General features: G+C 70.8%; 26 protein-coding genes and 1 tRNA gene. 17 read left to right on the top strand and 10 right to left on the bottom strand.

Going from position 1 to position 24,426, the window contains the following annotated elements:
• Positions 1-97: 97 nt before the first annotated feature.
• On the top strand, positions 98-1,435 hold the full coding sequence (locus BS83_RS22590) for a glycosyltransferase 87 family protein (RefSeq protein ID WP_157597283.1): 1,338 nt from the start codon (positions 98-100) through the stop codon (positions 1,433-1,435).
• Positions 1,436-1,463: 28 nt separating this feature from the next.
• On the opposite strand, the gene BS83_RS22585 is transcribed toward BS83_RS22590, so the two are convergent.
• Complete coding sequence (locus tag BS83_RS22585) at positions 1,464-1,922, bottom strand: SsgA family sporulation/cell division regulator (protein WP_084715045.1); 459 nt, start codon at positions 1,920-1,922, stop codon at positions 1,464-1,466.
• A gap of 240 nt (positions 1,923-2,162) precedes the next feature.
• On the opposite strand from BS83_RS22585, the gene BS83_RS42045 reads away from it, so the two are divergent.
• Together BS83_RS42045 and BS83_RS22575 are read left to right on the top strand one after the other, a co-directional pair.
• Positions 2,163-4,043, top strand: coding sequence for an RDD family protein (locus tag BS83_RS42045; RefSeq protein WP_051943637.1), 1,881 nt, complete (start codon positions 2,163-2,165; stop codon positions 4,041-4,043).
• Between the two features lie 79 nt (positions 4,044-4,122).
• The gene (locus tag BS83_RS22575) at positions 4,123-4,764 is read left to right on the top strand and encodes an RDD family protein (protein WP_037605387.1); all 642 of its coding nucleotides are present in this window, start codon (positions 4,123-4,125) and stop codon (positions 4,762-4,764) included.
• A 109-nt stretch (positions 4,765-4,873) separates the two neighbouring features.
• On the opposite strand, the gene BS83_RS22570 is transcribed toward BS83_RS22575, so the two are convergent.
• The 3 genes from BS83_RS22570 to BS83_RS22560 form a co-directional block, all read right to left on the bottom strand.
• On the bottom strand, positions 4,874-5,149 hold the full coding sequence (locus tag BS83_RS22570; RefSeq protein ID WP_037605384.1) for a hypothetical protein: 276 nt from the start codon (positions 5,147-5,149) through the stop codon (positions 4,874-4,876).
• 197 nt (positions 5,150-5,346) lie between these two features.
• Positions 5,347-5,940, bottom strand: coding sequence for an isochorismatase family protein (locus tag BS83_RS22565; RefSeq protein ID WP_037605383.1), 594 nt, complete (start codon positions 5,938-5,940; stop codon positions 5,347-5,349).
• A 140-nt stretch (positions 5,941-6,080) separates the two neighbouring features.
• On the bottom strand, positions 6,081-7,394 hold the full coding sequence (locus BS83_RS22560) for a nicotinate phosphoribosyltransferase (protein ID WP_051943635.1): 1,314 nt from the start codon (positions 7,392-7,394) through the stop codon (positions 6,081-6,083).
• A 150-nt stretch (positions 7,395-7,544) separates the two neighbouring features.
• On the opposite strand from BS83_RS22560, the gene clpS reads away from it, so the two are divergent.
• Entirely contained in the window at positions 7,545-7,856 is a 312-nt protein-coding gene (gene clpS, locus BS83_RS22555; RefSeq protein WP_051943633.1) for an ATP-dependent Clp protease adapter ClpS, read from the top strand.
• Between the two features lie 10 nt (positions 7,857-7,866).
• The gene (locus BS83_RS22550) at positions 7,867-8,445 is read left to right on the top strand and encodes a DUF2017 domain-containing protein (protein ID WP_037605380.1); all 579 of its coding nucleotides are present in this window, start codon (positions 7,867-7,869) and stop codon (positions 8,443-8,445) included.
• Between the two features lie 24 nt (positions 8,446-8,469).
• Here BS83_RS22550 and BS83_RS22545 read toward each other — a convergent pair whose 3' ends face one another.
• Positions 8,470-9,048, bottom strand: coding sequence for a TetR/AcrR family transcriptional regulator (locus BS83_RS22545; RefSeq protein ID WP_037605379.1), 579 nt, complete (start codon positions 9,046-9,048; stop codon positions 8,470-8,472).
• A 91-nt stretch (positions 9,049-9,139) separates the two neighbouring features.
• Here BS83_RS22545 and BS83_RS22540 point away from each other — a divergent pair, with 91 nt between their 5' ends.
• The 7 genes from BS83_RS22540 to BS83_RS22510 all read left to right on the top strand — a co-directional run bounded on the left by BS83_RS22540 (position 9,140) and on the right by BS83_RS22510 (position 12,955).
• The gene (locus tag BS83_RS22540; RefSeq protein ID WP_037605378.1) at positions 9,140-9,586 is read left to right on the top strand and encodes a DUF1772 domain-containing protein; all 447 of its coding nucleotides are present in this window, start codon (positions 9,140-9,142) and stop codon (positions 9,584-9,586) included.
• A 49-nt stretch (positions 9,587-9,635) separates the two neighbouring features.
• The gene (locus BS83_RS22535; RefSeq protein ID WP_037605377.1) at positions 9,636-10,064 is read left to right on the top strand and encodes a Mov34/MPN/PAD-1 family protein; all 429 of its coding nucleotides are present in this window, start codon (positions 9,636-9,638) and stop codon (positions 10,062-10,064) included.
• 118 nt (positions 10,065-10,182) lie between these two features.
• Entirely contained in the window at positions 10,183-10,287 is a 105-nt protein-coding gene (locus tag BS83_RS48610) for a putative leader peptide (protein WP_332262344.1), read from the top strand.
• 119 nt (positions 10,288-10,406) lie between these two features.
• A complete protein-coding gene (locus BS83_RS22525) occupies positions 10,407-10,685 on the top strand; it encodes a MoaD/ThiS family protein (protein WP_037605375.1) in 279 nt (92 codons plus the stop codon).
• 1 nt (position 10,686) lies between these two features.
• Positions 10,687-11,655, top strand: coding sequence for a PLP-dependent cysteine synthase family protein (locus BS83_RS22520; protein ID WP_037605374.1), 969 nt, complete (start codon positions 10,687-10,689; stop codon positions 11,653-11,655).
• Between the two features lie 203 nt (positions 11,656-11,858).
• Entirely contained in the window at positions 11,859-12,050 is a 192-nt protein-coding gene (locus BS83_RS22515; protein ID WP_037605373.1) for a helix-turn-helix transcriptional regulator, read from the top strand.
• Between the two features lie 158 nt (positions 12,051-12,208).
• Positions 12,209-12,955, top strand: coding sequence for an MBL fold metallo-hydrolase (locus BS83_RS22510; protein ID WP_037605372.1), 747 nt, complete (start codon positions 12,209-12,211; stop codon positions 12,953-12,955).
• A gap of 7 nt (positions 12,956-12,962) precedes the next feature.
• On the opposite strand, the gene BS83_RS22505 is transcribed toward BS83_RS22510, so the two are convergent.
• From BS83_RS22505 to BS83_RS22495, 3 genes are all read right to left on the bottom strand, one after another.
• Complete coding sequence (locus tag BS83_RS22505; protein ID WP_037605371.1) at positions 12,963-14,228, bottom strand: PTS transporter subunit EIIC; 1,266 nt, start codon at positions 14,226-14,228, stop codon at positions 12,963-12,965.
• Positions 14,229-14,411: 183 nt separating this feature from the next.
• Positions 14,412-15,635, bottom strand: coding sequence for a PTS transporter subunit EIIC (locus BS83_RS22500; protein WP_037605370.1), 1,224 nt, complete (start codon positions 15,633-15,635; stop codon positions 14,412-14,414).
• A 234-nt stretch (positions 15,636-15,869) separates the two neighbouring features.
• Complete coding sequence (locus BS83_RS22495; protein ID WP_037605369.1) at positions 15,870-17,159, bottom strand: PTS transporter subunit EIIC; 1,290 nt, start codon at positions 17,157-17,159, stop codon at positions 15,870-15,872.
• 232 nt (positions 17,160-17,391) lie between these two features.
• On the opposite strand from BS83_RS22495, the gene BS83_RS22490 reads away from it, so the two are divergent.
• From BS83_RS22490 to rdgB, 3 genes are all read left to right on the top strand, one after another.
• Positions 17,392-17,628: a glucose PTS transporter subunit EIIB gene (locus tag BS83_RS22490; RefSeq protein ID WP_037605368.1), complete on the top strand. Its 237-nt coding sequence runs from the start codon at positions 17,392-17,394 to the stop codon at positions 17,626-17,628.
• Positions 17,629-17,741: 113 nt separating this feature from the next.
• Complete coding sequence (gene rph, locus BS83_RS22485; RefSeq protein WP_037605367.1) at positions 17,742-18,467, top strand: ribonuclease PH; 726 nt, start codon at positions 17,742-17,744, stop codon at positions 18,465-18,467.
• The gene (gene rdgB / locus BS83_RS22480; RefSeq protein WP_037605366.1) at positions 18,467-19,069 is read left to right on the top strand and encodes an RdgB/HAM1 family non-canonical purine NTP pyrophosphatase; all 603 of its coding nucleotides are present in this window, start codon (positions 18,467-18,469) and stop codon (positions 19,067-19,069) included. Before rph ends, rdgB begins: the two co-directional genes overlap by 1 nt.
• A 71-nt stretch (positions 19,070-19,140) precedes the next feature.
• Here the strand turns inward: rdgB and BS83_RS22475 are convergent.
• Together BS83_RS22475 and BS83_RS47715 are read right to left on the bottom strand one after the other, a co-directional pair.
• Positions 19,141-19,227 (bottom strand) — tRNA-Leu (locus BS83_RS22475).
• A 17-nt stretch (positions 19,228-19,244) separates the two neighbouring features.
• A complete protein-coding gene (locus tag BS83_RS47715; protein WP_232248454.1) occupies positions 19,245-19,550 on the bottom strand; it encodes an HNH endonuclease signature motif containing protein in 306 nt (101 codons plus the stop codon).
• A gap of 761 nt (positions 19,551-20,311) precedes the next feature.
• On the opposite strand from BS83_RS47715, the gene BS83_RS22465 reads away from it, so the two are divergent.
• Both BS83_RS22465 and BS83_RS22460 read left to right on the top strand, forming a co-directional pair.
• Positions 20,312-21,871 carry a carbohydrate binding domain-containing protein gene (locus BS83_RS22465; RefSeq protein ID WP_037605364.1) on the top strand — a complete coding sequence of 520 codons (1,560 nt, stop codon included), beginning with the start codon at positions 20,312-20,314 and terminating at the stop codon, positions 21,869-21,871.
• 125 nt (positions 21,872-21,996) lie between these two features.
• On the top strand, positions 21,997-24,360 hold the full coding sequence (locus tag BS83_RS22460; RefSeq protein ID WP_051943629.1) for a glycosyl hydrolase family 18 protein: 2,364 nt from the start codon (positions 21,997-21,999) through the stop codon (positions 24,358-24,360).
• Positions 24,361-24,426 lie beyond the last annotated feature (66 nt).

Raw genomic sequence — 24,426 nt, 5'->3', positions numbered from 1 at the left:
CGGGCCGGGGGGAACCCCGCCGGGCACCGTTTTCGTCATGTCGGGGGGCGTGCTCTTGGGCTAGTGTCACGCAGGGTAGGAGACTGAGGAGTTTTGCGTGACCACCGACAAACGGGGATCGAGTCTCGTGCGCGAAGCGCGTTCCGTCCAGGACGCGCTGCGGCGGACCTTGCGTGAGGCGCCGCGCCGAACGACGGTCCTCGCGGGCGTCGCCTCGCTCCTCTCGCTGCTCGCGTACGTGCTGCTGCGCCACCTGGTCCACGTCTCGATGATCGACGCGCTGGTCTACCAGGCCGAGGGCTCGGCCGTGCTGCACGGACACGACCTCTACCAGCTGCGGGTCGTCGACGGCACCGCCTCGCTGCCCGCGACCTATCCGCCCTTCGCGGCGATGCTCTTCACCCCGGTCGCCCTGCTCTCGGTGGGCGCCCTGCGCGTCGTGGTGACCTCGGTGAACCTGCTGCAGCTCGTCGTCGTGGCGTACCTGTCCTGCAAGTTGGCCGACTGGCCGAGCCGGCCGCTGCGTCCGGCCGCGGTCATGCTGGTGACCGGCTTCTCGGTCTGGCTCGAACCGGTCTGGACGACGCTGCGCTACGGGCAGGTCAACCTGCTCATCCTGGGCCTGGTGCTCTACGACCTGACGCTGCCGGACAGCCGCCGCCGCAAGGGCATCGCGATCGGGATCGCCGCCGGACTGAAGGTGACGCCCGGCTTCTTCGTCGTCTACCTGCTGCTGACCCGCCGCTACCGCGCGGCCGCGGCGGCCGCGGCGGCCGGGGCGGGCACGGTGCTCCTCGGCATGCTCGCGCTGCCCGGCGCGACCTGGGACTTCTGGACCAAGGAGCTCTACGACACGACCAGGGTCGGCAAGGAGTTCATCGTCGACAACCAGTCCCTGCGCGGCATGGTCGACCGGATGCTGGGCACCACCCACAGCGGCGTGGCGGCCACCGCCCTGGTCGCCGTGGTCGTGGTGGCCGGGCTGGCGGCGGCCGTGCTGATCGAACGCCGGTGCGGCGGCATGCCGCGGGCGCGGGCCTGGTCGGTGGTGACCGTGGGCGTGACGATGGTGCTGGTCTCGCCGATCAGCTGGACGCATCACTGGGTGTGGTGCGTGCCGCTGCTGGTGCTGCTCGGCGCGGAGGTCTCCGCGGAGCGGCGGCGCGGGGTCGCCGGCTGGCGGGGCCGCCGGTGGCGGGCGCTGACGGCCGCCACGGGCGTGGTCTTCTGCTCCTTCGCGATGTGGATGGTCCCGCACCGGAGCTGGACCGTGGTGAACGTCGCCGCCTACCTGCAGCCGCTCGCCTCGGTGTACGGGCTGTTCGGGCTGGCGCTGCTCGGCTTCGTGCTGCTGCGGGTGCGGCGGTGGCAGCTGCGCAGCACGCCGGGCGGGATCCCGGCGCGCGAGCGGCCCCGCGTGGGGGCGCGGGGCTGAAGCGGGGGTCCGGGGGTACGGCGGTCGCTCAGGAGCTGCCCAGCAGGTAGGTCAGGGCCGCGTCCACGTCCAGGACGGAGGCCTCCGTGCCCGGCGGGACCAGTCGCAGCGTCCGCTCCAGCCAGCCGGCGACCGGCGCGGCCGGGGCTTCCAGCAGCGCGTCGCCCGCGGGCGAGCTGAGCGCGAAGCAGAGCAGCGACTGCCCGCCCGCACGGGTCGGCCAGATCCGCACGTCGCCGTTGCCGCAGGCGCGGAAGACGCCCTCGACCAGCAGTTCGCGCGCGAAGACCCAGGTGACCGGGGACTCCTGGCCCAGGTGGAAGGTCATGTGCACGGCGTAGGGGTCGTCCGCGCAGTACGCCAGCAGCGCCGGCACCGGCACGCCGCGCTCGGGGGAGAGCACCAGCTGCACGGTCAGCTCCTGCTCCACGCAGGTGTGGGCGGACGGCTCGTCGTGGTGCTCGTTGCGGTGGTCGGCGGCGGTCATGATCGGCACTCCCCTTCTCGGTCCCGGCTCGCGCGGTGCGGGCGCTTCACAGGGAGAGAGCGCGCTCGATCCCGCCTCTTACAGTGGTTTGCGATGTTTTTCGCGTCAGTTCCGGGGGTGCGGTACTACGCTTTGTGACGCGGTGAGGACGCGTCGTGTTCGGGCGGCGCACGGGCCCGGTCCGGCCCCGGCCCACCGCGCTCCCCCGACCGATGCAGCGACGAAGCGGGAACGCAATCAATGACGGTCCAGCCCCCCGCGGAGCGCCCCGCGCCCGGCTACTACCCCGACCCCTCGATCCCCGGCTTCATCCGCTACTGGGACGGCCACGTCTGGACGCCCGGCAGCGCCCGTCCCGCACCGGTGGACGGCGCGCCGATGCCGCCGCCGCCGAGGGCCGGGTCGCGGGGCGGCGTGCAGGTGGCCCCGCCGCCGCCTCCACGGCAGGAGGTGCGCGCGATGGAGGAGACGGGCCCGGTGTTCCTCGACGAGACGGGCGCGGCCGCGCTGCTGGTCCCCGAGGCCGGGACGGCGCAGGACGGAGGGGCCGCGCGGCAGCAGGAGCGCGCGCCGTCGGTCTGGGGCGCGTCGCCCGATTCCCAGCACGGGCTGCTGGAGACGGGCTCGGTGCCACGGCACGTCTCCTGGGGCGTCCCCGAACCCGAAGCGGCCGAGCCCGCCGGGCCCGTGGGGGTGGCAGAGCCCGCCGCGCGCGCCTCGGTGACGCCGGGGGCGTCGGAGGCCGACGCCGACGAGGAGCTCGCCTCCGCCCTGCGGTTGGCCCTCACGCAGACCCGCCGTGCGCAACTCCCGCCCGCCGCGCACTACGAGTCGCCCGCCTGGCCCGAACGGCACACTCCTGCCGCGTCCGGCCTCCCGGCCGCCCCCGCACCGGGGGTGCGGCCGGACCTCGACTGGGCGGCGGACGGCCCGGCGGTCGCCGAGGCCGCCCCGGCCGAGCCCCTTCCGGCGCCGGACACGCTCGGCGGCGGTCCGGCGGTCGGCTTGGCAGCCGGAGCGCCTCAGCAGTCCGGTGCGGGCTGGACCGTCCGCGGGCCGATGGCCGCGGCTCCGGCCCTGCGCGCGGCCGAACGCCAACTGCAGGGCCGCGCACCCGAGTCGGTCGCCGCCCCGGCGCCGAAGGCTGTCGCGGACGCGGGAGCACCGCAGTGGTCCGGCCTCGCCCCCGCGGTTGTCGCCCCGGCGGTGGCCGACGAGCGTTCGGCCGAGCGCCCGGCGCAGTCCGCCGTGCCGGGCTCGACCGCGGGCAGCGCCCCGGCGGCGGAGGCGTCGAGCGCCGCTCGACCGCGGCTGGAGCCCCACCCGGACTGGCCGCCCCGCGAGACCGTCGAGCCCGCACCCGTCCCCGCCCCCGTGCCGCCGAAGCCCGCTCCCGCCGCTCCCACCGGGGCGGTCGGCGGATCGGCGCACCGCACGGCGCCGGCGAAGCCCCCGGCCCCGGCCCCCGCCGCGCCCCTGTCCGCCGCCGGTCCGCGCCCAAGCGGCGTGCCGACGGCAGGGCTCTCCGCGTCGTCCACCGCTTCGGCGTCCACGGCCCCGACGCCGGGTCGCGGCGGGACCGCACCCGCGGCAGGGGCCTCCGCGCGGAGCGGCGCAGGAGCGCGACGGCAGCGCGCGCCGCGGCCCGCCCTGCTCGGGCCGCGGATCGGCGCGCGGCTGATCGACACCGTCGTCGCCTACGCGCTCGTCGGGGTCCTCGGCGTGGTGCTCGTGCAGCGCGTCGTGACGCATCTGCAGGGGCGGATCGACGCGGCCCGCGCCAGCGGTCTGCCGCAGACGGTCTGGCTGGTCGACTGGACCGTGCTCGCCGACGCGGGCATCCTGCTCGGCGCGCTGCTCGCCGTCGGCGTGATCTACGAGGCGATCCCGACCGCGGTCTGGGGGCGGACGCTGGGCAAGGCGAGTCTCGGGCTCGTCGTCCTCGACGCCAGGACCAGGTCGCGCCCCTCGCTCGGTCAGGCGCTGCTGCGCACCGCGCTGTGCCAGACCTTCGTCTTCCTGACCGTCGGCATCCTCGAACTGGTTCCGTGCGCCGCCGACCGTCGCCTGCGGCAGAGCTGGCACGACCGGCTCTCCCGCACCTTCGTGGCCAAGCGCTGACGCGCGGTCATCGGGCCTGTCGTGAGGAAACGCCCCAAGATCCGACAAACCGCGCAGGCGAAATGCTTCACTCCTGTCTATGACGACTCCTGAACCCCCGGACGAGCCGACGCCGCCCTCCTTCGACAAGGACCGGCCGGGCGCGGGCGGTTCGGCGCAGGGGGGCTCCCCGTACGACACCCCGTCCGCGGATCCCTACGCCAGTCCGTACGGCAGCCCGTACGCCGCGCCGGGCCCGGGCGGGGCCCAGCCTTACGGCGGCGTCCCGGGGCCCGCCGACACGATCGTCGGCATGCCGCCGCTCGCCGCTCTCGGCAAGCGGCTGGTGGCGCGCATCATCGACTGGCTGATCCTGCTGGTCATCGCGGTGCCGCTGGCGATCGTCGCGGCCGTGGCCAACGGCAACGACCACCAGGCCCTGAGCGTGGTGGCCCAGGTGGTCACGCTGTTCGCGGCCTTCCTCTACGAGGGACTGATGCTGACGCACGCCGGCGGCCAGACCGTGGGCAAGAAGGTGATGCGGATCCGCGTCGCCAACCTCGCCGACGGCTCGGCGCCCACCAACCAGAGCGGCTGGACGCGGGCCGCGGTCTGGGATCTTCCCGCCATCCTCTGCTGCGGCTGGCAGATCGTGGACGCGCTCTGGTGCACCTGGGACCAGCCCTACCGGCAGTGCATCCACGACAAGGCCGCCAAGACCGTCGTCGTCCAGGTGGTCTGACGCGGGGTCGCGGGCAAGGACGCGGCGCGGCGCCCCGGGCAGGGGGCGCCGCGCCGTTGTGGTCCGCGTCGACGGGCTGCGACGTGCGGCCCGGTTCGGGGATCCCGCGTCAGTGGTGGACCCGCTCGCGCTCGGGGACGGAGGCGACGGTTCCGGCGGCGGGGATCGACTCGACCGCGGGCGGGCTTCCCTGCGCGACCACGCGGGAGCCGGTGGCCGGCCGTCGCCTTCGCGTCGCGGCGAGGGTGCCGATGGCCAGGCAGACCACCACCAGCATGGTGATCGCGAGGACGCTCTGCGCGCCGGAGATGGCCAGCAGGGCGACCGTCGGGGCGACCACGGCGAGCGTGCCGAGGCCCAGCTGAGAGGGTGTCAGTCGTGGCATGGCTGTTCCGTCCTTCGCTTCGGGACTGCGGGCCACGGCACGGAACAATCGAGGCCCGCCGGGGGAGGGTCGAGCGGGGGACAAACGCTTTCGTACGGCAGATACCCGGTGCACGTGCCGGTCAGCCCAGCCTAACCTCGGCAGCCGGAGCACAGGGGGGCGCACGGGATCACGTACCCCGTCGAAATCCTCTCGGATCAGCCCGCCAGAACCACTGGAGTGCCGGTCAAGCCCACCCCGGCCGACTGGAGTTGGGTGAGTGCCGCCTCCGTCGTGGCCTTCGCCACACCAGCCGTCAGATCGAGCAGCACCCGTGTCGTGAACCCCTCGCGCACCGCGTCCAGAGCGGTCGCCTTCACGCAGTGGTCGGTCGCGATGCCGACCACGTCCACCTCGGTGACGGCGTGGGCGCGCAGCCAGTCGCCGAGCCCGACGCCGTTCTCGTTGCGGCCCTCGAAGCCGCTGTACGCGGCCGCCCGCGCGCCCTTGTCGAAGACGGCCTCGACCGCGCCCGAGGTGACGGAGGGGGCGAAGTTGGGATGGAAGCCGACGCCCTCGGTGCCCGCCACGCAGTGGACCGGCCAGCTGTCGCGGTAGTCCGGCTCGGGGGAGAAGTGCGGGCCGGGGTCGATGTGGTGGTCCCGGGTCGCGACGACGTGGTCGTAACCGCTGGTGGTCTCGGCCACCAGGTCGGTGATCGCGGCGGCCACCTCGGCGCCGCCGGCGACCGGCAGGCTGCCGCCCTCGCAGAAGTCGTTCTGCACGTCCACGATGATCAGAGCGCGGTGCATGGCGGTGAGTCTCCTCGACGCGATTCTTCGGGTGTCGCAGCTCAGCTGTCGCAGCCTGTTGAGAGCAGAGTAGGGAGGGGCGCGGTGTTGCGCGAGGGGTAGGGGGCGCGGCGGTGGCGGGAGGCGGACCCGCGCCGCCCTCAGCCCTCCGGGTACTCGGTCGGGATGACCGGGTCACCCTTCGACAACTGGGTTGCCGACAGCGGAAGTTGCGCCCGCGAGCGGAGGTGCCTTGCCCGCGCCTCGGCCAGCGGTTCGCGACCGACGACCTCTCCGGCCTTGACCAGTTCCCGATGGAGCAGGTTCTCCCGCAGCGTGCCGGGGAGCTCGCCGGTGCCGACGACCTCGGCCTCGGCCACGCCGTCCGCGTCCAGCCGCCTGGCGGCCCACTTGCGTCCGCCGCGGCTCGCCTTCGCGCCCGCCGAGCGCTTGGCGACCGGGACCAGCGGCGCCTCGGGATCGGCGGAGGCGCCGCGCGCGACCAGCTTGTAGACCATCGAACAGGTCGGCTGCCCGCTGCCGGTGACCAGCGAGGTGCCGACCCCGTAGGCGTCCACCGGGGCGATGGCCAGGGCGGCGATGGCGTACTCGTCCAGGTCGCTGGTGACCACGATCCGGGTCTTGGCCGCGCCGAGCTCGTCCAGCTGGCGGCGGACCCGGTGCGCCAGCAGCAGCAGGTCGCCCGAGTCGATCCTGACCGCGCCCAGGTCCGGTCCCGCCACGTCGATCGCGGTGCGGACGGCCTCGCCGAGGTCGTAGGTGTCGATGAGCAGGGTCGTGCCCCGGCCCATCGACTCGATCTGTGCCGTGAAGGCGTCCCGCTCGGTGTCGTGCAGCAGTGTGAAGGCGTGCGCGGCGGTGCCGCTGGTCGGGATCCCGTACTGGAAGCCCGCCTGCAGGTCGGAGGTGCTGCCGAAGCCCGCGACGTAGGCGGCCCGCGCGGCGGAGACGGCGGCGGCCTCGTGGGTGCGCCGGGCCCCCATCTCGATCAGCGGGCGGTCCCCGGCGGCGGCGGACATCCGTGAGGCGGCGGCCGCGACGGCCGAGTCGTGGTTGAGGATCGACAGGATCGTGGTCTCCAGGATCACCGCCTCGGCGAAGGTGCCCTCGACCACGAGCAGCGGTGAGCCGGGGAAGTAGCACTCGCCCTCGCCGTAGCCGCGGATGTCGCCGGTGAAGCGGTAGTCCGCGAGCCAGCGCAGGGTGTCCTCGTCGACGATGCGCTGGTCGGCCAGCCAGTCCAGCTGGGGCACGGTGAAGCGGAAGTTCTCGACCGCGTCCAGCACCCGGCCGATCCCGGCGGTCACGCCGTAGCGGCGTCCCTCGGGCAGTCGGCGGGTGAAGACCTCGAACACCGAGTGTCGCTGCGCCGCGCCGCTGCGCAGGGCGGCCTGCAGCATGGTGAGCTCGTAGCGGTCGGTCAGCAGGGCGGTCGACGCCTGTGCAGCATCCATGTGCATCATCGTATCGCAGTATTCGTCAGTTTGACGAATAGTCTCCGGCGATGATCACCCGGACGGCCCCCGGATCGCTTCGGGATCGCCCGGATGGCAGCATGGGGGGTGCCAGCTGTGCATCAGGTAGGACGCGAATGTGGACGGGGAGTGCCAAGCGTGAGCGTTGCGCCGGTGGAGATCGAGCGCACCGAGTCGGAATCGGCGCCCTTCGAGGTGCCCGACCCCGACGTCCCTTGGGTGACGATCGTCCACAACGACCCTGTTAACTTGATGTCCTACGTCGTCTACGTCTTCCAGGCGTACTTCGGCTACCCCAAGGAGAAGGCCCGTCAGCTGATGCTCGACGTGCATCACAAGGGGCGTGCCACGGTCTCCAGCGGTACCCGCGAGGAGATGGAACGGGACGTCCAGGCGATGCACGGCTACGGGCTGTGGGCCACGCTGCAGCACGACAAGTGACGGGCGATCGATGACCGGTCTGTTCAAGCGCGCCCACGGTGGCGGTGCGCAGCTCACCCTCGACCCGATCGAGGCCTCCATCCTGCGCAGTCTCGTCGTGCAGATGCTGGAGCTGATCGGTCCGGGTCCGGCGGGGGAGGAGTCCGACGCGGACTACGACCCCCTGGCGGCGCTGTTCGCCGAGGGCCCGAGCCAGGCCCCGACCGACCCGGCCCTGGCCCGTCTCTTCCCGAACGCGTACGCGGAGGGCCCCGACGCCGACGAGCAGTCGGCGGAGTTCCGTCGCTTCACCGAGAACGATCTGCGCAGCAGGAAGCGCGAGGACGCGTTCGCGTTGGTCCGCGCGCTGGACGGCGCGGAACTCGACCGGCGCGGACGGCCGGTGGTCAAACTCGACGCCGCCGGCTGCGGGCGGGCGCTGGGCGCGCTGAACGACCTGCGCCTCACGCTGGGCAGCCGCCTGGAGGTCAGCGAGGAGGACGACTCGCTGTACTCCCTGCCGGACGAGGACGAGCGCAAGCCCCTGGTCATGGCCTACCTCTGGCTCGGCGGCCTCCAGGAGAGTCTGCTCGACGTCCTGATGCGCTGAGCCCCTGCGCCGGGGCGGTACGGGTCAGAGCACGGCGAGGCGGTCCGTCAGCAGTTCCACCCTCCGTGCGGCGTCCTGCGGCAGCAGTCGGCCCGCCCGGGTCAGGGTGGCCAGACCGTGCAGGGAGGCCCAGAACACCTCGGTGAACAGCCCCGGTTCGACGCCGTCGCCGGCCACCTCGGAGAGGCTCTCCAGCAGCGCGGCGAAGGCGTCCTTCAGCGGCGCGGGCGTGTCCTCCTGCGCGTACGCCAGGCCGCCGTCCAGCTGGAACAGGGCGTCGTAGACCGCCGGGTTGCTCTCGGCGAAGTCGAGGTAGCCGTGGGCGAGGGCGGCCACCCGGGACCGCGGGCCGTCCGCGGCGGCGGTCGCGGCCCGCAGCGCCGCGGCCATCTCGGTGGCGCCTTCGAGGGCGACGGCGCCGATGATCTCGCGCTTGCCGCGGAAGTGGCTGTAGAGGACGGGCTGGCTGTACTCGATGCGCTCGGCCAGACGGCGGGTGGTGACCGCGTCCCAGCCCTGCTGCTCGGCGAGTTCGCGGGCCGTCGCCACGATGAGGCGCTCGCGCTCCGCCCGTTCGCGTTCCTTGCGTTCCTGTACCGACATGCGTTGATGCTAGCACTGCTAGACAACCGAGCGGCAGTAGTACTAGCGTTGCCTCATCAGCTAGCAATGCTAGATATCCGAAGGGGTCGTCATGCTCAACGCACTCGAGGTCTTCACCACCGTGGTCGTCGGCGTGATGGTGGGGGTGGAGTTCGCCGTCGCCTTCGTCATCAACCCCATCGTCAACGCCCTCCCCGACGACAGCACCGTGCAGGCCCGCGCCCACGGCGGCCGGATGCTCGGCGCGGTGATGCCGGTCTGGTACTTCTCCTCGCTCGCCCTCGTCGCGGTCTGCGCCTTCGTCGGCCGGCACCACCACGGAGCCGGTCTCGCCGTGGCCTCCGGCGGACTGCTGATCGTCAGCGTGGTCATGTCGGTGCTGCTGCTCGTGCCGATCAACAACCTGAGCAAGACCTGGACCGCGGAGAACCGGCCCGCCGACTGGAAGCAGCAGGCGAACCGCTGGGACCGCTACCACTACCTCCGCGTCGCCGTGCTCGTCGCCGCCTTCGCCCTGCTGGTCGCCGCCGTGGTGTGAGGCACGGGGGTGGCCGCCCGCCCGCCCACGCCTGCCTATTCTTAGGCCCATGCTGACCATCACCCGCGAACTGCACGACGCGATCGTCGCCCACGCCCGTGCCGATCATCCCGATGAGGCCTGCGGCGTGATCGCCGGACCCGCCGGCAGCGACCGGCCCGCGCGGTTCATCCCGATGCTCAACGCCGCGCGCTCGCCCACCTTCTACGAGTTCGACTCGGGTGACCTGCTCAAGCTCTACCGCGAGATGGACGACCGCGACGAGGAGCCCGTCGTGATCTACCACTCCCACACCGCCACCGAGGCGTACCCGTCCCGGACCGACGTCTCCTACGCGTCCGAGCCGAACGCCCACTACGTGCTCGTCTCCACCGCCGACTGCGGCAACGACGAGGGCCCTTTCCAGTTCCGTTCGTTCCGCATCGTGGACGGCGTGATCACAGAGGAAGATGTCGAGGTCCTCGGCGCCGACGTCTGACCCCGACCGGCCCGGCGCAGCGCGCCGGGCCGGCCGGCTTTTCGGCATGTGGGACGAAAACGTCCGCGAGATGGGACGGGGATCCCTTTCGGGGGTCGGGAATCTATACGATGACCCCATGCGTTCCGTCGACATGAGCACTCACGCGCCCGGCATCCGCCTCGTCGCGCGGCTGCACGTCGACCTGTGCCGCCTCGCCAGCGCCATCTGTCGCGCCGCCTGAGCCCGCCGCAGCCGCCGTCCCCGGTACGACTGCCCCCGAAGAACGCCAGCGCGCGACCGCGTCACGCGCCGCCCCCTCCTGCTTCACCCTCTCCCACGAGACCACCCTGGAGTGCAGCCATGGCCATCGAGGTCCGCATCCCCACCATCCTCCGCACCTACACCGACGGCGCCAAGGCCGTCGAGGGCAGCGGCGACACCCTGGACGCCCTCTTCAGCGACCTGGACGCGCGCCACCCCGGCCTGCGGGAGCGCCTGGTCGACGCCGGTGAGCTGCGCCGCTTCGTCAACGTCTACCTGAACGACGAGGACGTCCGGTTCCTGGCCGGCATCAACACCGCCCTCGCCGCCGGCGACAACGTGACGATCCTGCCCGCCGTGGCCGGCGGCGCGCGCTGAGATGAAGTACGACACCCCCCTCGAAGCCGTCGGCAACACCCCCCTCGTCGGTCTGCCGCGCCTGAGCGCGGCCGTGCCGGGCAACGAGGCGGGTGTCGTACGCCTGTGGGCCAAGCTCGAGGACCGCAACCCCACCGGCTCGATCAAGGACCGCCCCGCGCTGCACATGATCGAGCGCGCCGAGGCCGAAGGCCGGCTCGCCCCCGGCTGCACGATCCTGGAGCCGACCAGCGGCAACACCGGGATCTCGCTGGCCATGGCGGCCAAGCTCAAGGGCTACCGCATGGTCTGCGTGATGCCCGAGAACACCAGCGAGGAGCGGCGCGAGCTGCTGCGCATGTGGGGCGCCGAGGTCATCCCCTCCCCGGCGGCGGGCGGCTCCAACACCGCGGTCCGCGTCGCCAAGGAGCTGGCGGCGGAGCACCCGGACTGGGTGATGCTCTACCAGTACGGCAACCCCGACAACGCGGGCGCCCACTACGCCGGCACCGGCCCGGAGATCCTGGCCGACCTGCCGACCGTCACCCACTTCGTCGCCGGGCTCGGCACCACCGGCACCCTGATGGGCGTCGGCCGGTTCCTGCGTGAGAAGGTCCCCGGCGTGCAGATCGTCGCGGCCGAGCCGCGCTACGACGACCTGGTCTACGGGCTGCGCAACCTGGACGAGGGCTTCGTCCCCGAGCTCTACGACGCCGAGGTGCTGACCACGCGCTTCTCCGTCGGCTCGGCCGACGCCGTGCAACGCACCCGGGAGCTGCTGCAGCAGGAGGGCATCTTCGCGGGCGTCTCCACCGGCGCGATCCTGCACGCCGCCATCGGCGTCGCCCGGAAGGCCGCGAAGGCGGGGGAGCGGGCGGACATCGTCTTCGTGGTCGCCGACGGCGGCTGGAAGTACCTCTCCACCGGCATCTACACCGCCGAGACCACCGAGGACGCGGTCGAGGCGCTGCAAGGCCAGCTCTGGGCGTAGGTCCGGCAGGGCCGGCAGCAGCGGGCACAGCTCCCCCTTCCGGAGAGACGGCGCCGGACCGGGATTCTTTATCCGTTTCCTGCTACCGCATCGTCACAGAACGCCCACAGGCGCCAATGGCCGGACTTTCCTCTCGTTGGGCCGGAAAACGCTGGATTTCACTTCGATCCAGCGGATTCCGAGCCCGACGCAGGAGGCCCCCCATGAGCTCCGCCGATCTGTGGTCCTACCGCGAGATCGCCGCGCACATCGGCGTGAAGCCGGAGACCGTCAAGTCGTACCGCCGCCAGGGCATCCTCCCCGCGCCGGACCTGGTCACCGCCTTCGGTCAACCGCGCTGGCACGCGGACACGATCCGAGCATGGGTACGACGTCGCCCGCACAATCGCGACTGAGACGGCGCGCGGGCCCCTCGTCCTGGTGATTCCGAACACAACCGGCCCCGTGGGCGGGAGCGCGGGCCCGCCTCCGCTTTACTCTCGAAACTCATGAACTCACGACCTCACGGCAATGGAGCCGGGTGTGTGAAGTGAGCACGCGGAGGGCTGGCGGCATGGAACTGACGGTGGTGGGAAGCTCCGGGAGCTTTCCCTCGGCTGACTCGCCCTGCTCCTGCTACCTGGTCGAGGCGGACGGCTTCCGGCTCGTGATCGACCTGGGCAACGGCGCGCTCGGCGCGCTGCAGAAGTACACGGGCCTCTACGACGTCGACGCGGTGCTGCTGAGCCACCTGCACGCGGACCACTGCGTGGACATGTGCGCGTACTACGTCGCCCGCAACTACCGCGTCGAGGGCTGCCCCGACCCGGTCCCCGTCTTCGGCCCCGCCGGCACCGCCGAGCGGCTGGCCCGCGCGTACGACATGGACGAGCACCCGGGGATGAAGGAGGTCTTCGACTTCCACACCCTGCGCGAGGGCAGCTTCGACCTGGGCCCGCTGACGATCACCGCGACCCGCGTCGCGCACCCCGTCGAGGCCTTCGGCTTCCGGGTGGCGCACGGCGGGCGCTCCTTCGTCTACACCGGCGACACCGGCCCCTGCGAGCAGCTGGCCACCCTCGCCGAGGGCGCCGACCTGCTGCTCTCCGAGGCCGCGTACACGCACGGCAAGGAGGAGTACGTCGACGTCCACCTCAACGGCCGCCAGGCCGGCGAGCTGGCGGCGCAGGCCGGCGTGGGCCGCCTGGTGCTGACCCACATCCCCCCGTGGACGGACCCGGCCCAGAACGCCGCCGACGCGGCCGAGGTGTACAGCGGCCCGGTCGAGCTGGCTCGACCGGGCGCGGTGTACGAACTCTGACGAGGCGTTACGCCTTGGTCAGCTCCTCCAGTTCGGCAAGCTCCTCGTCCGTCTCGCGGCCGGGGGTCTTGATGTTGAACTTGGCGATGGCGACGCGGAAGACGGTGTAGTAGATCACCGCGAAGACCAGGCCGATCGGGATGATCAGCCAGGGCTTGTGGCCCATGTGGTAGTTCGCGACGTAGTCGATCAGGCCACCGGAGAAGTTGAAGCCCGCGTGCACCCCGAGCGCCCAGGTGACGGCCATGGACAGGCCGGTCAGCAGGGCGTGGATCACGTACAGGGCGGGCGCCAGGAACATGAAGGCGAACTCGATCGGCTCCGTCACGCCGGTGACGAAGGAGGTCAGGCCGACCGAGATCATCATGCCCATCACGGCCTTGCGGCGCTCGGGACGGGCCGAGTGCGCGATCGCCAGGGCGGCGGCGGGGAGACCGAACATCATGATCGGGAAGAAGCCGCTCATGAACTGGCCGGCCGTCGGGTCGCCGTGCATGAAGCGGACCAGGTCGCCCTGGTAGGTGGAGCCGCCGCTGGTGTAGGAGCCGGTCTGGAACCAGACGAAGGTGTTGACGAACTGGTGCATCCCGATCGGGACCAGCAGGCGGTTGGCGACGCCGAAGATGCCCGCGCCGAGGGCGCCGAGGCCGACCAGCCAGCTGCTGAAGCTGTTGAGCGCGTCACCGACCGGCTGCCAGGCGAGGCCGAAGACGATGCCGAGGGCCGTCCCGATGAAGGCCATCAGGATGGGGACCAGGCGGCGGCCGTTGAAGAAGCCGAGCCAGTCGACCAGCTTGGTCCGGTGGTAGCGCTGCCACACGACGGCGGTGATCAGGCCGATCAGGATGCCGCCCAGGACGCCGGGGTTCTGCGGCGTGCCGGCCGGGTCGAGGGTGGTGACCGAGCCGGCCACAGGGAAGGCGGCCAGCGTGCTGTGGTAGACCAGGAAGCCCGCCACCGCCGCCAGCGCGGTCGAGCCGTCGGCCTTCTTGGCGAAGCCGATGGCCACGCCGATGCAGAACAGCAGCGGCAGCCCGAGCTTCGGGTCGAGGATGCCTCCGCCCGCGCCGAGCAGCACCGCCGAGGTCTTGGTCCAGAAGGCGCCGTGGCCGTAGGTCGAGATGAGGTTCCCGAGGCTCATCAGCAGACCTGCCGCGGGCAGCACCGCGACCGGCAGCTGGAGGCTGCGGCCCACCTTCTGGAGGCCTGCGAAGAGTCCGGAGCCCCGCTTCTTCGCGGGGGCCACCGTGCCGGCGGCGGTGGTTGCGCTCATGGTGTTCCCTAACAACGACAAGAATGGTCCACCCACTAGTGGTTTAGACCACGTGGTGTAGACCATTCTTAGCACGGCTTTACGGACCCGCGTCCGTCCGTGTCGGAGTTGTGATGTTTGTGGAACGTTTGCTTCCGTTTATCTCCCCGCTCGAACCCGGCTCGGTCCGGCTCGGGCCCCGGCTCAGGCCTTGGTGAGGTCCTCGATCTCGCTCTCCGGCTCGCGGCCCGGCGTCGGCAGGTTGAACCGGACGATCGCGAAGCGGAACAGTCCGTAGTAGACGGCGGCGAAGACCAGGCCGATCGGGATGATCAGCCAGGGCTTGGTGGCCAGGCTCCAGTTCAGGGCGTAGTCGATCAGGCCCGCGGAGAAGGTGAACCCGTCATGGACGCCGAGGCCCCAGGTGAGCGCCATGGAGACGCCGGTCAGCAGGGCGTGGATGCCGTAGAGGACCGGGGCCAGGAACATGAAGGAGAACTCGATCGGCTCGGTCACGCCGGTGACGAACGCGGTGAGGCCGACGGAGATCATCATGCCGGTCACGGCCTTGCGGCGCCCGGGGCGGGCGCAGTGCGCGATGGCCAGCGCGGCGGCCGGGAGGGCGAACATCATGATCGGGAAGAAGCCCGTCATGAACTGGCCGGCCGTCGGGTCGCCGTGCATGAAGCGCGGGATCTCGCCGTGCCAGACCTGGCCGTGGGGGTCGGTGAAACTGCCCACCTGCTGCTGGAAGAAGGTGTTCAGGAACTGGTGCATGCCGACCGGGATCAGCAGCCGGTTGGCCACGCCGTAGATGCCCGCGCCGGTCGCGCCGAGCCCCGTCAGCCAGCTGCCGAAGTGCTCCAGGCCGGTGCCGATCGGGCCCCAGGCCAGACCGAAGACGACACCGAGGACGGTGCCGACGAAGGCCATGATGATCGGGACCAGACGGCGGCCGTTGAAGAAGCCGAGCCAGTCGACCAGCTTGGTGCGGTGGTACCGCTGCCACAGCACCGCGGCCAGCAGGCCCACCAGGATGCCGCCCAGCACGCCGGGATCCTGCGGCTTCCCGGCGGGCAGTGCCGCGGTCACCGACCCGGCGACCGGGAAGACGGTGAGCACCTGCTTGAAGACCAGGTAGCCGACGAGCGCGGCCAGGGCGGTCGAGCCGTCGGCCTTCTTGGCGAAGCCGATGGCGACGCCGACGCAGAAGAGCAGCGGCAGGTTGCTGAACAGCGCGCCGCCGGCCGCGTTGAAGACCGCGGCGACCTTGTCCCAGTGCAGGCCGCTGTTGCCGAACACGTCGTCCTGGCCCAGGCGCATCAGGATGCCCGCGGCGGGCAGCACGGCGACCGGGAGCTGGAGGCTGCGGCCGATCTTCTGCATGCCCTGGAGCAGGCCGGCGCCGGGCTTCGGCCTGGCGCTCATGGCTGGGGGTGCGGTTGTGGCGCTCATCGTTTCCCTCGCGTGCGGTCGGTCCGGGCCACGGCGATGTGGTCTAGACCTGTCCTATCAAGGGAGATGAGGAGGAAGTAGGGGAATCCGGCCCTCATCCGACCATCGTTATCGATTTCGGGTCGGGGGTCCGGGCAGCACGCGACAAGGGTCCTCGGGACGCGCGTCCCAAGGACCCTTGTGCGGGCGCCCGGCGATGTGCCGGGCTCAGTCCTTCGTGACGCCCACCTCGGTGTCCTCCGCCTCCGGCTCTCGGCCGGGCGTCTTGAGGTCGAACTTCGTGATGACGAATCGGAAGAGCGCGTAGTAGACGAACGCGAACACGACTCCGACCGGAATGATGATGAGCGGTTTGGTCGCCAGGTTGAAGTTGATCGCGTAGTCGAGCAGGCCCGCCGAGAAGCTGAAGCCGTCGTGGACGCCGAGAGCCCAGGTGATCGCCATGGAGCAGCCGGTCAGCAGTGCGTGGATGCCGTAGAGCGCGGGGGCGATGTAGGCGAAGGAGAACTCGATCGGTTCGGTGACGCCGGTGATCATCGAGGTCAGGCCGAGCGAGATCATCATGCCCATCACCTCCTTGCGGCGGTGCGGATTGGCGCAGTGGGCCATCGCCAGCGCCGCGGCGGGCAGCGCGAACATCATGATGGGGAAGAAGCCGGTCATGAAGATGCCGGCGCTGGGGTCGTGGTGCAGAAAGCGCGGGATGTCCCCCTGGTAGGTCTGGCCCTGGTAGTGCCAGGTGCCGTACTGGAACCAGACGTAGGTGTTGATCAGCTGGTGCATGCCGATGGGCAGCAGCAGACGGTTGGCGACACCGAACATCCCGGAGCCGAGCCAGCCCAGCTTGGTCAGCCAGTCGCTGAAGCTGTTCAGGCCGGTGCCGATCGGCGGCCAGAGGTTGATGAAGAGGACGCCGAGGACGAGGCCGACGCCCGACATGATGATGGGGACCAGGCGGCGGCCGTTGAAGAAGCCGAGCCAGTCCACCAGTTTGACGCGGTGGTAGCGCTGCCACAGGAAGGCGGTCAGCAGGCCCATCAGGATGCCGCCGAGGACGCCGGGGTTCTGGTAGGGGGCGATCGTCGACGTCTTCGCCGCGAAGTCGGCGCAGACTCCGTTGGTGAACTCGGACCTTCCGGGGCACTGGGCCGGGAACTGCTGCAGGATCGAGTAGTACACCAGGAAGCCGACGACGGCGGCGAGCGCGGTCGAGCCGTCGGCCTTCTTCGCCATGCCGATGGCGACCCCGATGCAGAAGAGCAGGGGGAGGCCGAGTGAGGCGTTGAGCAGTGCTCCGCCGGCGGCGGCGAACACCTTGGCGACGTTGTTCCAGCCGAGTCCGGTCTTGCCGAAGACGTCGTCCTGGCCGAGCCGGTTCATGATGCCGGCGGCCGGCAGGACCGCGACGGGGAGCTGCAGGCTCCGCCCCATCTTCTGCATGCCGCTGTAGAGCGACTGCCAGGGCGATGGGCCCGGAGTGGCCTGCACCGTCGTCATCTCGACTTCTCCCTCTGTCCCGTGGGCGGAGTCGGGTCCCCCTCCTGCACTCCGGCGTTTGGTCTCCTCCGTGGATTGGTGTAGACCAGTTAGGTGTGAGGCGTGCCCGTAGTGCACATCCTCGGGCCGCTGTTTGATCTTCGCTCGCGAAGTTGGGCCATTAGTGCGTTAACGTGACATCTCGGGACGACTGCCATAAGACTTGGTGTCCCGGCTAGAACAGGAGAACCAGATGGCCAGCAAGGCTGAGAAGATCGTCGCGGGACTCGGCGGCATCGACAACATCGAAGAGGTCGAAGGCTGCATCACCCGCCTGCGCACCGAGGTCAAGGACTCCTCCCTCGTCGATGAGGCCGCGCTCAAGGCCGCGGGGGCACACGGCGTCGTGAAGATGGGCACCGCGATCCAGGTCGTCATCGGCACCGACGCGGACCCGATCGCCGCCGACATCGAAGACATGATGGAGTGAAGGACCGGCCGTCCTGATCCATCGCACAGCCGCCCTTGCGAGGGGCACCACGGACGGCCCGCGCCACCCGGCTCGGGCCGTCCGTGGTGTGGTCTTTCGGTAGGGTCGAGAACATGACTCGCATCGACGGCCGCAGCCCCGAACAGCTCCGTCCCATCACCATCGAACGCGGATGGAGCAAGCACGCCGAGGGTTCTGTCCTCGTCTCCTTCGGCGACACCAAGGTGCTCTGCACCGCCAGCGTCACCGAGGGCGTGCCGCGCTGGCGGCGCGGCAGCGGCGAGGGGTGGGTCACCGCCGAGTACGCGATGCTGCCCCGCTCCACCAACACCCGCAGCGACCGCGAGTCCGTCCGCGGCAAGATCGGCGGCCGGACCCACGAGATCAGCCGGCTGATCGGCCGCTCGCTGCGCGGCGTCATCGACCTGCGCGCGCTGTCGGAGAACACCATCGCGCTCGACTGCGACGTGCTCCAGGCCGACGGCGGCACCCGCACCGCGGCGATCACCGGGGCCTACGTCGCCCTGGTGGACGCGGTGCGCTGGGCCCAGGAGAAGAAGATCACCCGCGCGAAGGCCGAGCCCATCGTCGGCTCGGTGGCGGCGGTCAGCGTCGGCATCATCGACGGCGTCCCGATGACGGACCTCTGCTACGAGGAGGACGTCCGCGCCGAGACCGACATGAACATCGTCTGCACCGGCGACGGCCGCTTCGTCGAGGTCCAGGGCACCGCGGAGGGCGCGCCCTTCGACCGCGACCTGCTCAACCAGCTGCTCGACCTCGGCCAGCTCGGCTGCGCGGAGCTGGACGCGCTGCAGCGCAAGGTCCTGGAGGGCTGATGCGCAAGCTCGTACTCGCCACCCGCAACGCCCACAAGGTGGGCGAGCTGCGCGCGATCCTCGGCGCGGCCGGCCTGGAGGTCGACCTCGTCGGCGCGGACGCGTTCCCCGAGATTCCGGACGTGGCCGAGACCGGGGTGACCTTCGCGGAGAACGCCCTGCTCAAGGCGCACGCGCTGGCGCGCGGCACGGGGCTGCCCGCGGTCGCGGACGACTCCGGCCTCTGCGTCGACGTGCTCGGCGGCGCCCCGGGCATCTTCTCCGCCCGCTGGTCAGGCCGCCACGGTGACGACCGGGCCAACCTGGACCTGCTGCTCGCCCAGCTCTCCGACATCGCCGCCCCCCACCGCGCCGCGCACTTCGCCTGCGCGGCGGCTCTGGCCCTCCCGGACGGCACCGAACGAGTCGTCGAGGGCCGCCTGCGCGGCACCCTCCGCTTCGAGCCGGTCGGCTCCGGCGGCTTCGGCTACGACCCGATCCTCCAGCCGGACGGCCACACCGTCACCTGCGCGGAACTGACACCGGACCAGAAGAACGCCATCAGCCACCGCGGCGAGGCGTTCCGCGGACTGGTTCCGGTGGTGCGGGAGCTGCTGGGCTGAGACGCCGGCTGAGAGCCACGACGGCCCGCTCCGATCACTCGGGGCGGGCCGTCGTTTCCAAGGCAGGGACCTGGTGCGGCTGAAGGGATTCGAACCCTCACGGTGTCTCCACCACCAGATCCTAAGTCTGGCGCGTATGCCTACTTCGCCACAGCCGCGTGCAGAGCCATCGTACTCAAGAGCGTGGCTGCTCGTCGCCAGGGTTGACGGGCCGCGGTGGCGCGGCGTCCCGCGCCCGGCCGCTGTCTTTCCGCCCCTTGTTCCGACCACAGTATGTGTCGGTGGTGGCATGGCAGTTCGGACAGAGGATGCGCAAGTTCTCGCGGCGGTTGTCGGACCAGTCGCCGTTGATGTGGTCGACCTCGAGGCTCAGCTCCCTGCCGTGCCAGCTCGGGCTCGTGCCGCAGCCCACGCAGACATCGGGCTCTTCCGAGTGCGCAGAGCGCCTGTCGCAGGCGCTTGCCGGGGACGCGCTTCGCATCCGCGGGCCGACTGGTCAGCACCTCCGCGGGGGCGAGTCTCGGACGTCGGGCGCCCTTGTTGTGCGCCTGCCCGGTGAAGTGGCTGGTGTCGATTCCGAAGGCCCTGATGCGCCGGGCGATGTGCGCGTGGGTGCCGCCCGCCAGGCGCACCCGCAGGTGCCGGACCACCCCCGCGTAGCTGACGGACGCGGCGACCGCCTCGGCGAGAACCTCGGGTGTGTAGACGGGGAGCTCCGCGGTTCGGGGATCGCCAGCCCGTGCGCGATGAGTCGTTGTCTGAGATACCGGCGGGTGTAGCGCGTGGGCTCGCGCCCGGCGCGCCGCAGCATGTCGTCCAGCGAGCCGCCCTCGGCGGCAAGCGCGGTCAGAAGTTCGCGTGTGTACGTCGGCTCGTTCGGCATGGCCCCCCATTCCGTTCTCGTACGGATCAACGAGGGCGGAGCGGATGTGTCACGTGCGGCCCAGTGTGGCCTGCGTCACATGTGGCGTCAAGGGTTCCGGATGCATGTGGTTGAGACCAATAGGACTAGGCCAGTATTGGCCACCATGCCTCCGAGCTGGCAGTTCGGTGAACCTTAAGCGCTCTTAAGTGACACGTTGCCAAATGGGGTCTTGACGCTGAGGGTTGGTCCAGGCCAATTTATGCCATGCGCAACCGTTACCCGGGAGTTCGTGTGGGGCCCGGGGAGGCGGGTGGCGTGGATCTGCACGGGTTATTGCCGGCGTACAACGATGACGTCCCTTCGCGGAGGCAGCAGGCATGGAAGACAGGAACCCCGCACGGGTGAAGGCACTGCTCGCGGTGTGTACCGCAGGGCTGTTGGGGGTCGGCGGGCTGGCGCTCGCCGGAGGCGCCGCCGAGGCGGCCAACGCGCAGTTGCTGGTGAACGGGGGCTTCGAGTCCGGCTCGCTGAGCAGCTGGAGCTGTTCCGCCGACGACAAGGTCGTGAGCAGCCCCGTCGCCGCAGGCTCGTACGCACTGTCGGGGACGCCCGCCGGCCAGGACTACGCGCAGTGCTCGCAGACGGTCGCCGTGCTGCCGAACTCCAGCTACACCCTCTCCGGCCAGGTCCAGGGCAACTACGTCTACCTCGGCGACACCGGCACCGGTACCACCGACACCTCCAACTGGACCCCCGGCGCCACCAGTTGGTCCTCCCTCTCGACGACGTTCACCACCGGCGCCAACACCACCTCGGTCACCGTCTGGGTCCACGGCTGGTACGGCCAGGGCACCTTCGGCGCGGATAGCCTGACGCTGACCGGCCCCGCGCCCGGCGGCGGGTCGCCGTCCCCGAGTGCCAGCGCCAGTGCCAGCGCGAGCCCGAGCAGCAGCCCGTCCCAGAGCGCGAGCCCCAGCCCCAGTGCCAGCGCGTCCAGCAGCCCGAGCCCGAGCAGCACGGTGACGCCGCCGGCCGACACGGGCTTCCACCACCCCGTCTACTTCATGCCGTTGGACAACTCGCCGCAGTCCGTCTCGGACATCATCGCGGGCTCCGGCGAGAACCAGTTCAACCTCGCCTTCGTACTCGACTCCGGCGGCTGCACCCCCGCCTGGGGCGGGAACGCGTCCACCCCGGTGTCCTCGGACACGGCCGTGCTGGGCATGGTCAACGCCGCCCGCGCCGCCGGCGGTGACGTCGCGATCTCCTTCGGCGGCTACAACGGCACCGAGCTCGGCTCGTCCTGCGGCAGCAGCTCCGCGCTGGCCGCCGCGTACCAGCAGGTCATCAACAAGTACAACCTCAAGCGGATCGACCTCGACTGGGAGAACACCGCTCTCGACTCCAACATGACCGTCCGCTGGGGCGCGATCAAGCAGCTGGAGGCGGCCAACCCGAACCTGCTGGTCACCCTCACCATCCCGGCCACCACCGTGGGCCTGCCGCTGACCGGCCGCGACGAGATCCAGCAGGCGATCAACAACGGCGCCAGGATCGACCGGGTCAACCTGATGGACTTCGACTTCGGCCTCAACAGCGGCACCATGACCGCCGCCGCCGAGACCGTCGCCGCCGACACCGTCCAGCAGCTGCAGACGCTCTACGGCTGGTCCGCCGCGACCGCCTGGTCGCACCTCTCGGTGCAGCTGATGAACGGTCACACCGACCAGCCCAGCGAGTTGTACACCCAGCAGACCTTCACCGACCTGCTCGGCTACGTCCAGGCCAACCACGCCGCGGCCTTCTCCTACTGGGACGTCAACCGCGACCGCGCCTGCGACCCGAGCGTCGTCCACAACTGGGCCGACGGGGCCTGCTCCAGCGTGACCCAGAACCCCTACGACTTCACGAAGATCCTCACCCAGTACAACGGCTGATCCTCCCTCAGCCGTAGAGACCCACCCGCGCCGGAAGGCCCCACACTCCGGCGCGGGTGGTCACCACCCCCTCAATCCCCCCACGGGATCGCAAGCTCCACCCCCACAACCCACGGAGTAGCACCATGCACCAGCGTGCCCTGCCCGTCTCGACGACGCCGGAGCGGAGGATGAAGCGCAGCACCGCCCTGGCCGCCGCCACGGCGCTGGTCGCCGGATCCCTCGCGCTCGCCGCCGGCATCACTGGGGCCGACGCGGCCTCCACCAACATTCTGACGAACGGCGACTTCGAGGCCGGGACGCTCAGCGGCTGGTCCTGTTCGACCCTCGACACGGTGGTCTCGACCCCGGTCCACGGCGGCAGCCACGCCCTCCAGGGGGCCGCCAGCGCCGGTGACGACGCCCAGTGCACGCAGACGGTCTCGGTGCTGCCGAACACCACCTACACGCTGGCCGGCTACGTCCAGGGCAACTACGTCTACATCGGCGCGACCGGCACCGGCGTCACCGCCAGCAACTGGACCCCGGGCGCGAGCAGCTACACCCAGCTGTCGACGACCTTCACCACCGGCGCGTCCACCACCTCCGTGCAGGTCTACACGCACGGCTGGTACGGCCAGGGCACCTACTACGCCGACGACGTCACGCTGACCGGCCCGGCGGGCGCGAGCTCCAGCCCGTCCGCGAGCGCGTCCTCGACCAGCGCCAGCCCGAGCGCCTCCGCCTCGGCGAGCAGCAGCCCCTCGGCCTCGGCGTCGTCCTCCCCGTCCCAGTCCGCGTCGGCGAGCCCGAGCCAGAGCGCCAGCGCGTCCGCGTCCGCCAGCCCCTCGGCGACGTCGACCAGCGGCGGCGGCACGGCCCCCGGTGGCGACGGCAAGGTCTCCACCCCGACCGGGATCACGGCCAAGGTCACCAACAACGCGGTCACCCTGTCCTGGGCGGCCTCCACCGACGGCTCGCAGACGGGCGACGTGCCCGGCTACTACGTCTACAACGGCGCCAACCTGGTCGCGACCTCGATGGGCACCAGTGTCACGGTCAGCTCGCTGCTGCCGAACACCGCCTACACCTTCACCGTCCAGGGCTACGACAAGGACGGCCACTCCTCCGCCCAGTCGGCCCCGGTCTCGGCGACCACCGGCGCGATGCCGTCCGGTGCGATGAAGTCGGCCTACTTCGACCAGTGGTCGATCTACGGCAACGCGTACTACCCGAAGAACGTGGGCACCTCCGGCGCGGCCGGGAACATGAAGGTGATCACCTACGCCTTCGAGAACATCGACCCGACCAACCTCACCTGCTTCGAGACCGTCAAGGCCTCGGACTCCACCAACGAGTCCGACCCGAACGCCGGTGACGGTGCGGGCGACGCGTTCGCCGACTACCAGAAGTCCTACACCGGCGACATCTCCGTCGACGGCTCCTCGGACAGCTGGTCGCAGCCGATCAAGGGCAACTTCAACCAGCTTCGTGAGCTGAAGGCGAAGTACCCGAACCTGCGGATCAACCTCTCCATCGGCGGCTGGACCTACTCGAAGTACTTCTCCGACGTGGCCGCCACGGACGCGTCCCGCAAGAAGTTCGTCTCCTCCTGCCTCGACATGTTCATCAAGGGCAACCTGCCGACGAACATCTCGGGCGACGCCTCGGGCGGCGCGGGCTCCGCGGCCGGCCTCTTCGACGGCATCGACATCGACTGGGAGTACCCGGCCTCGACGGGCGGCCACACCGGCAACCACACCTCGGCCGCCGACACCGCCAACTACACCGCGCTGCTGGGCGAGTTCCGCAGCGAGCTGGACGCCTACGGCGCGACCGTCGGCAAGCACTACCTGCTGACCGCGGCGCTGCCGTCCGGCCAGGACAAGATCTCGCTGATCCAGCCCGCCGCGATCTCGCAGTACCTGGACTACGGCGACCTGATGACCTACGACATGCACGGCGCGTGGGACTCGACCGGTCCGACCAACTTCCAGGACCCGCTGCACGACACCGCGTCCGACCCGAGCAAGGCGATCGCTCCGGGCACCGCGAAGTACAACATCGACGAGACCATCAAGGACTACACCACCGGCGACTCGTCCTACGGCATCACCGGCGGCTTCCCGGCGAACAAGCTGGTGCTGGGCGTCCCGTTCTACTTCCGGGGCTGGACCGGCGTGCCGGCGGGCAGCAACTACGGCCTCTACCAGTCGGCGACCGGCGGCAGCCCGGCGCAGACCTACACCCAGCAGGCGGGCATCGCCGACTGGAAGGAGCTGGTGGCGAAGGGCCTGACCACCGGTTCCACGGTCCACTGGGACCCGACCACGCAGAGCTCCTGGATCTACGACGGTTCGAACTTCTTCACCGGCGACACCCCGCAGGCGATCACCGCGCGCGGCCAGTACGCCACCACGAAGGGCCTGGGCGGCATCTTCGCCTTCTCCTTCGAGGGTGACGACTCCTCCGGCTCGCTGATCAACACCATGAACAGCTCGATGCAGTAGACACGTGAACGCGAGAGGGCCCCGGCAGCCGCCGGGGCCCTCTTCGCGTACCGGATCAGACGGTTC

It is taken from the genome of Streptacidiphilus rugosus AM-16 (assembly GCF_000744655.1).
Classification (GTDB): Bacteria; Actinomycetota; Actinomycetes; order Streptomycetales; family Streptomycetaceae; genus Streptacidiphilus; species Streptacidiphilus rugosus.
This window is presented reverse-complemented; position numbering and strand designations above follow the sequence as displayed.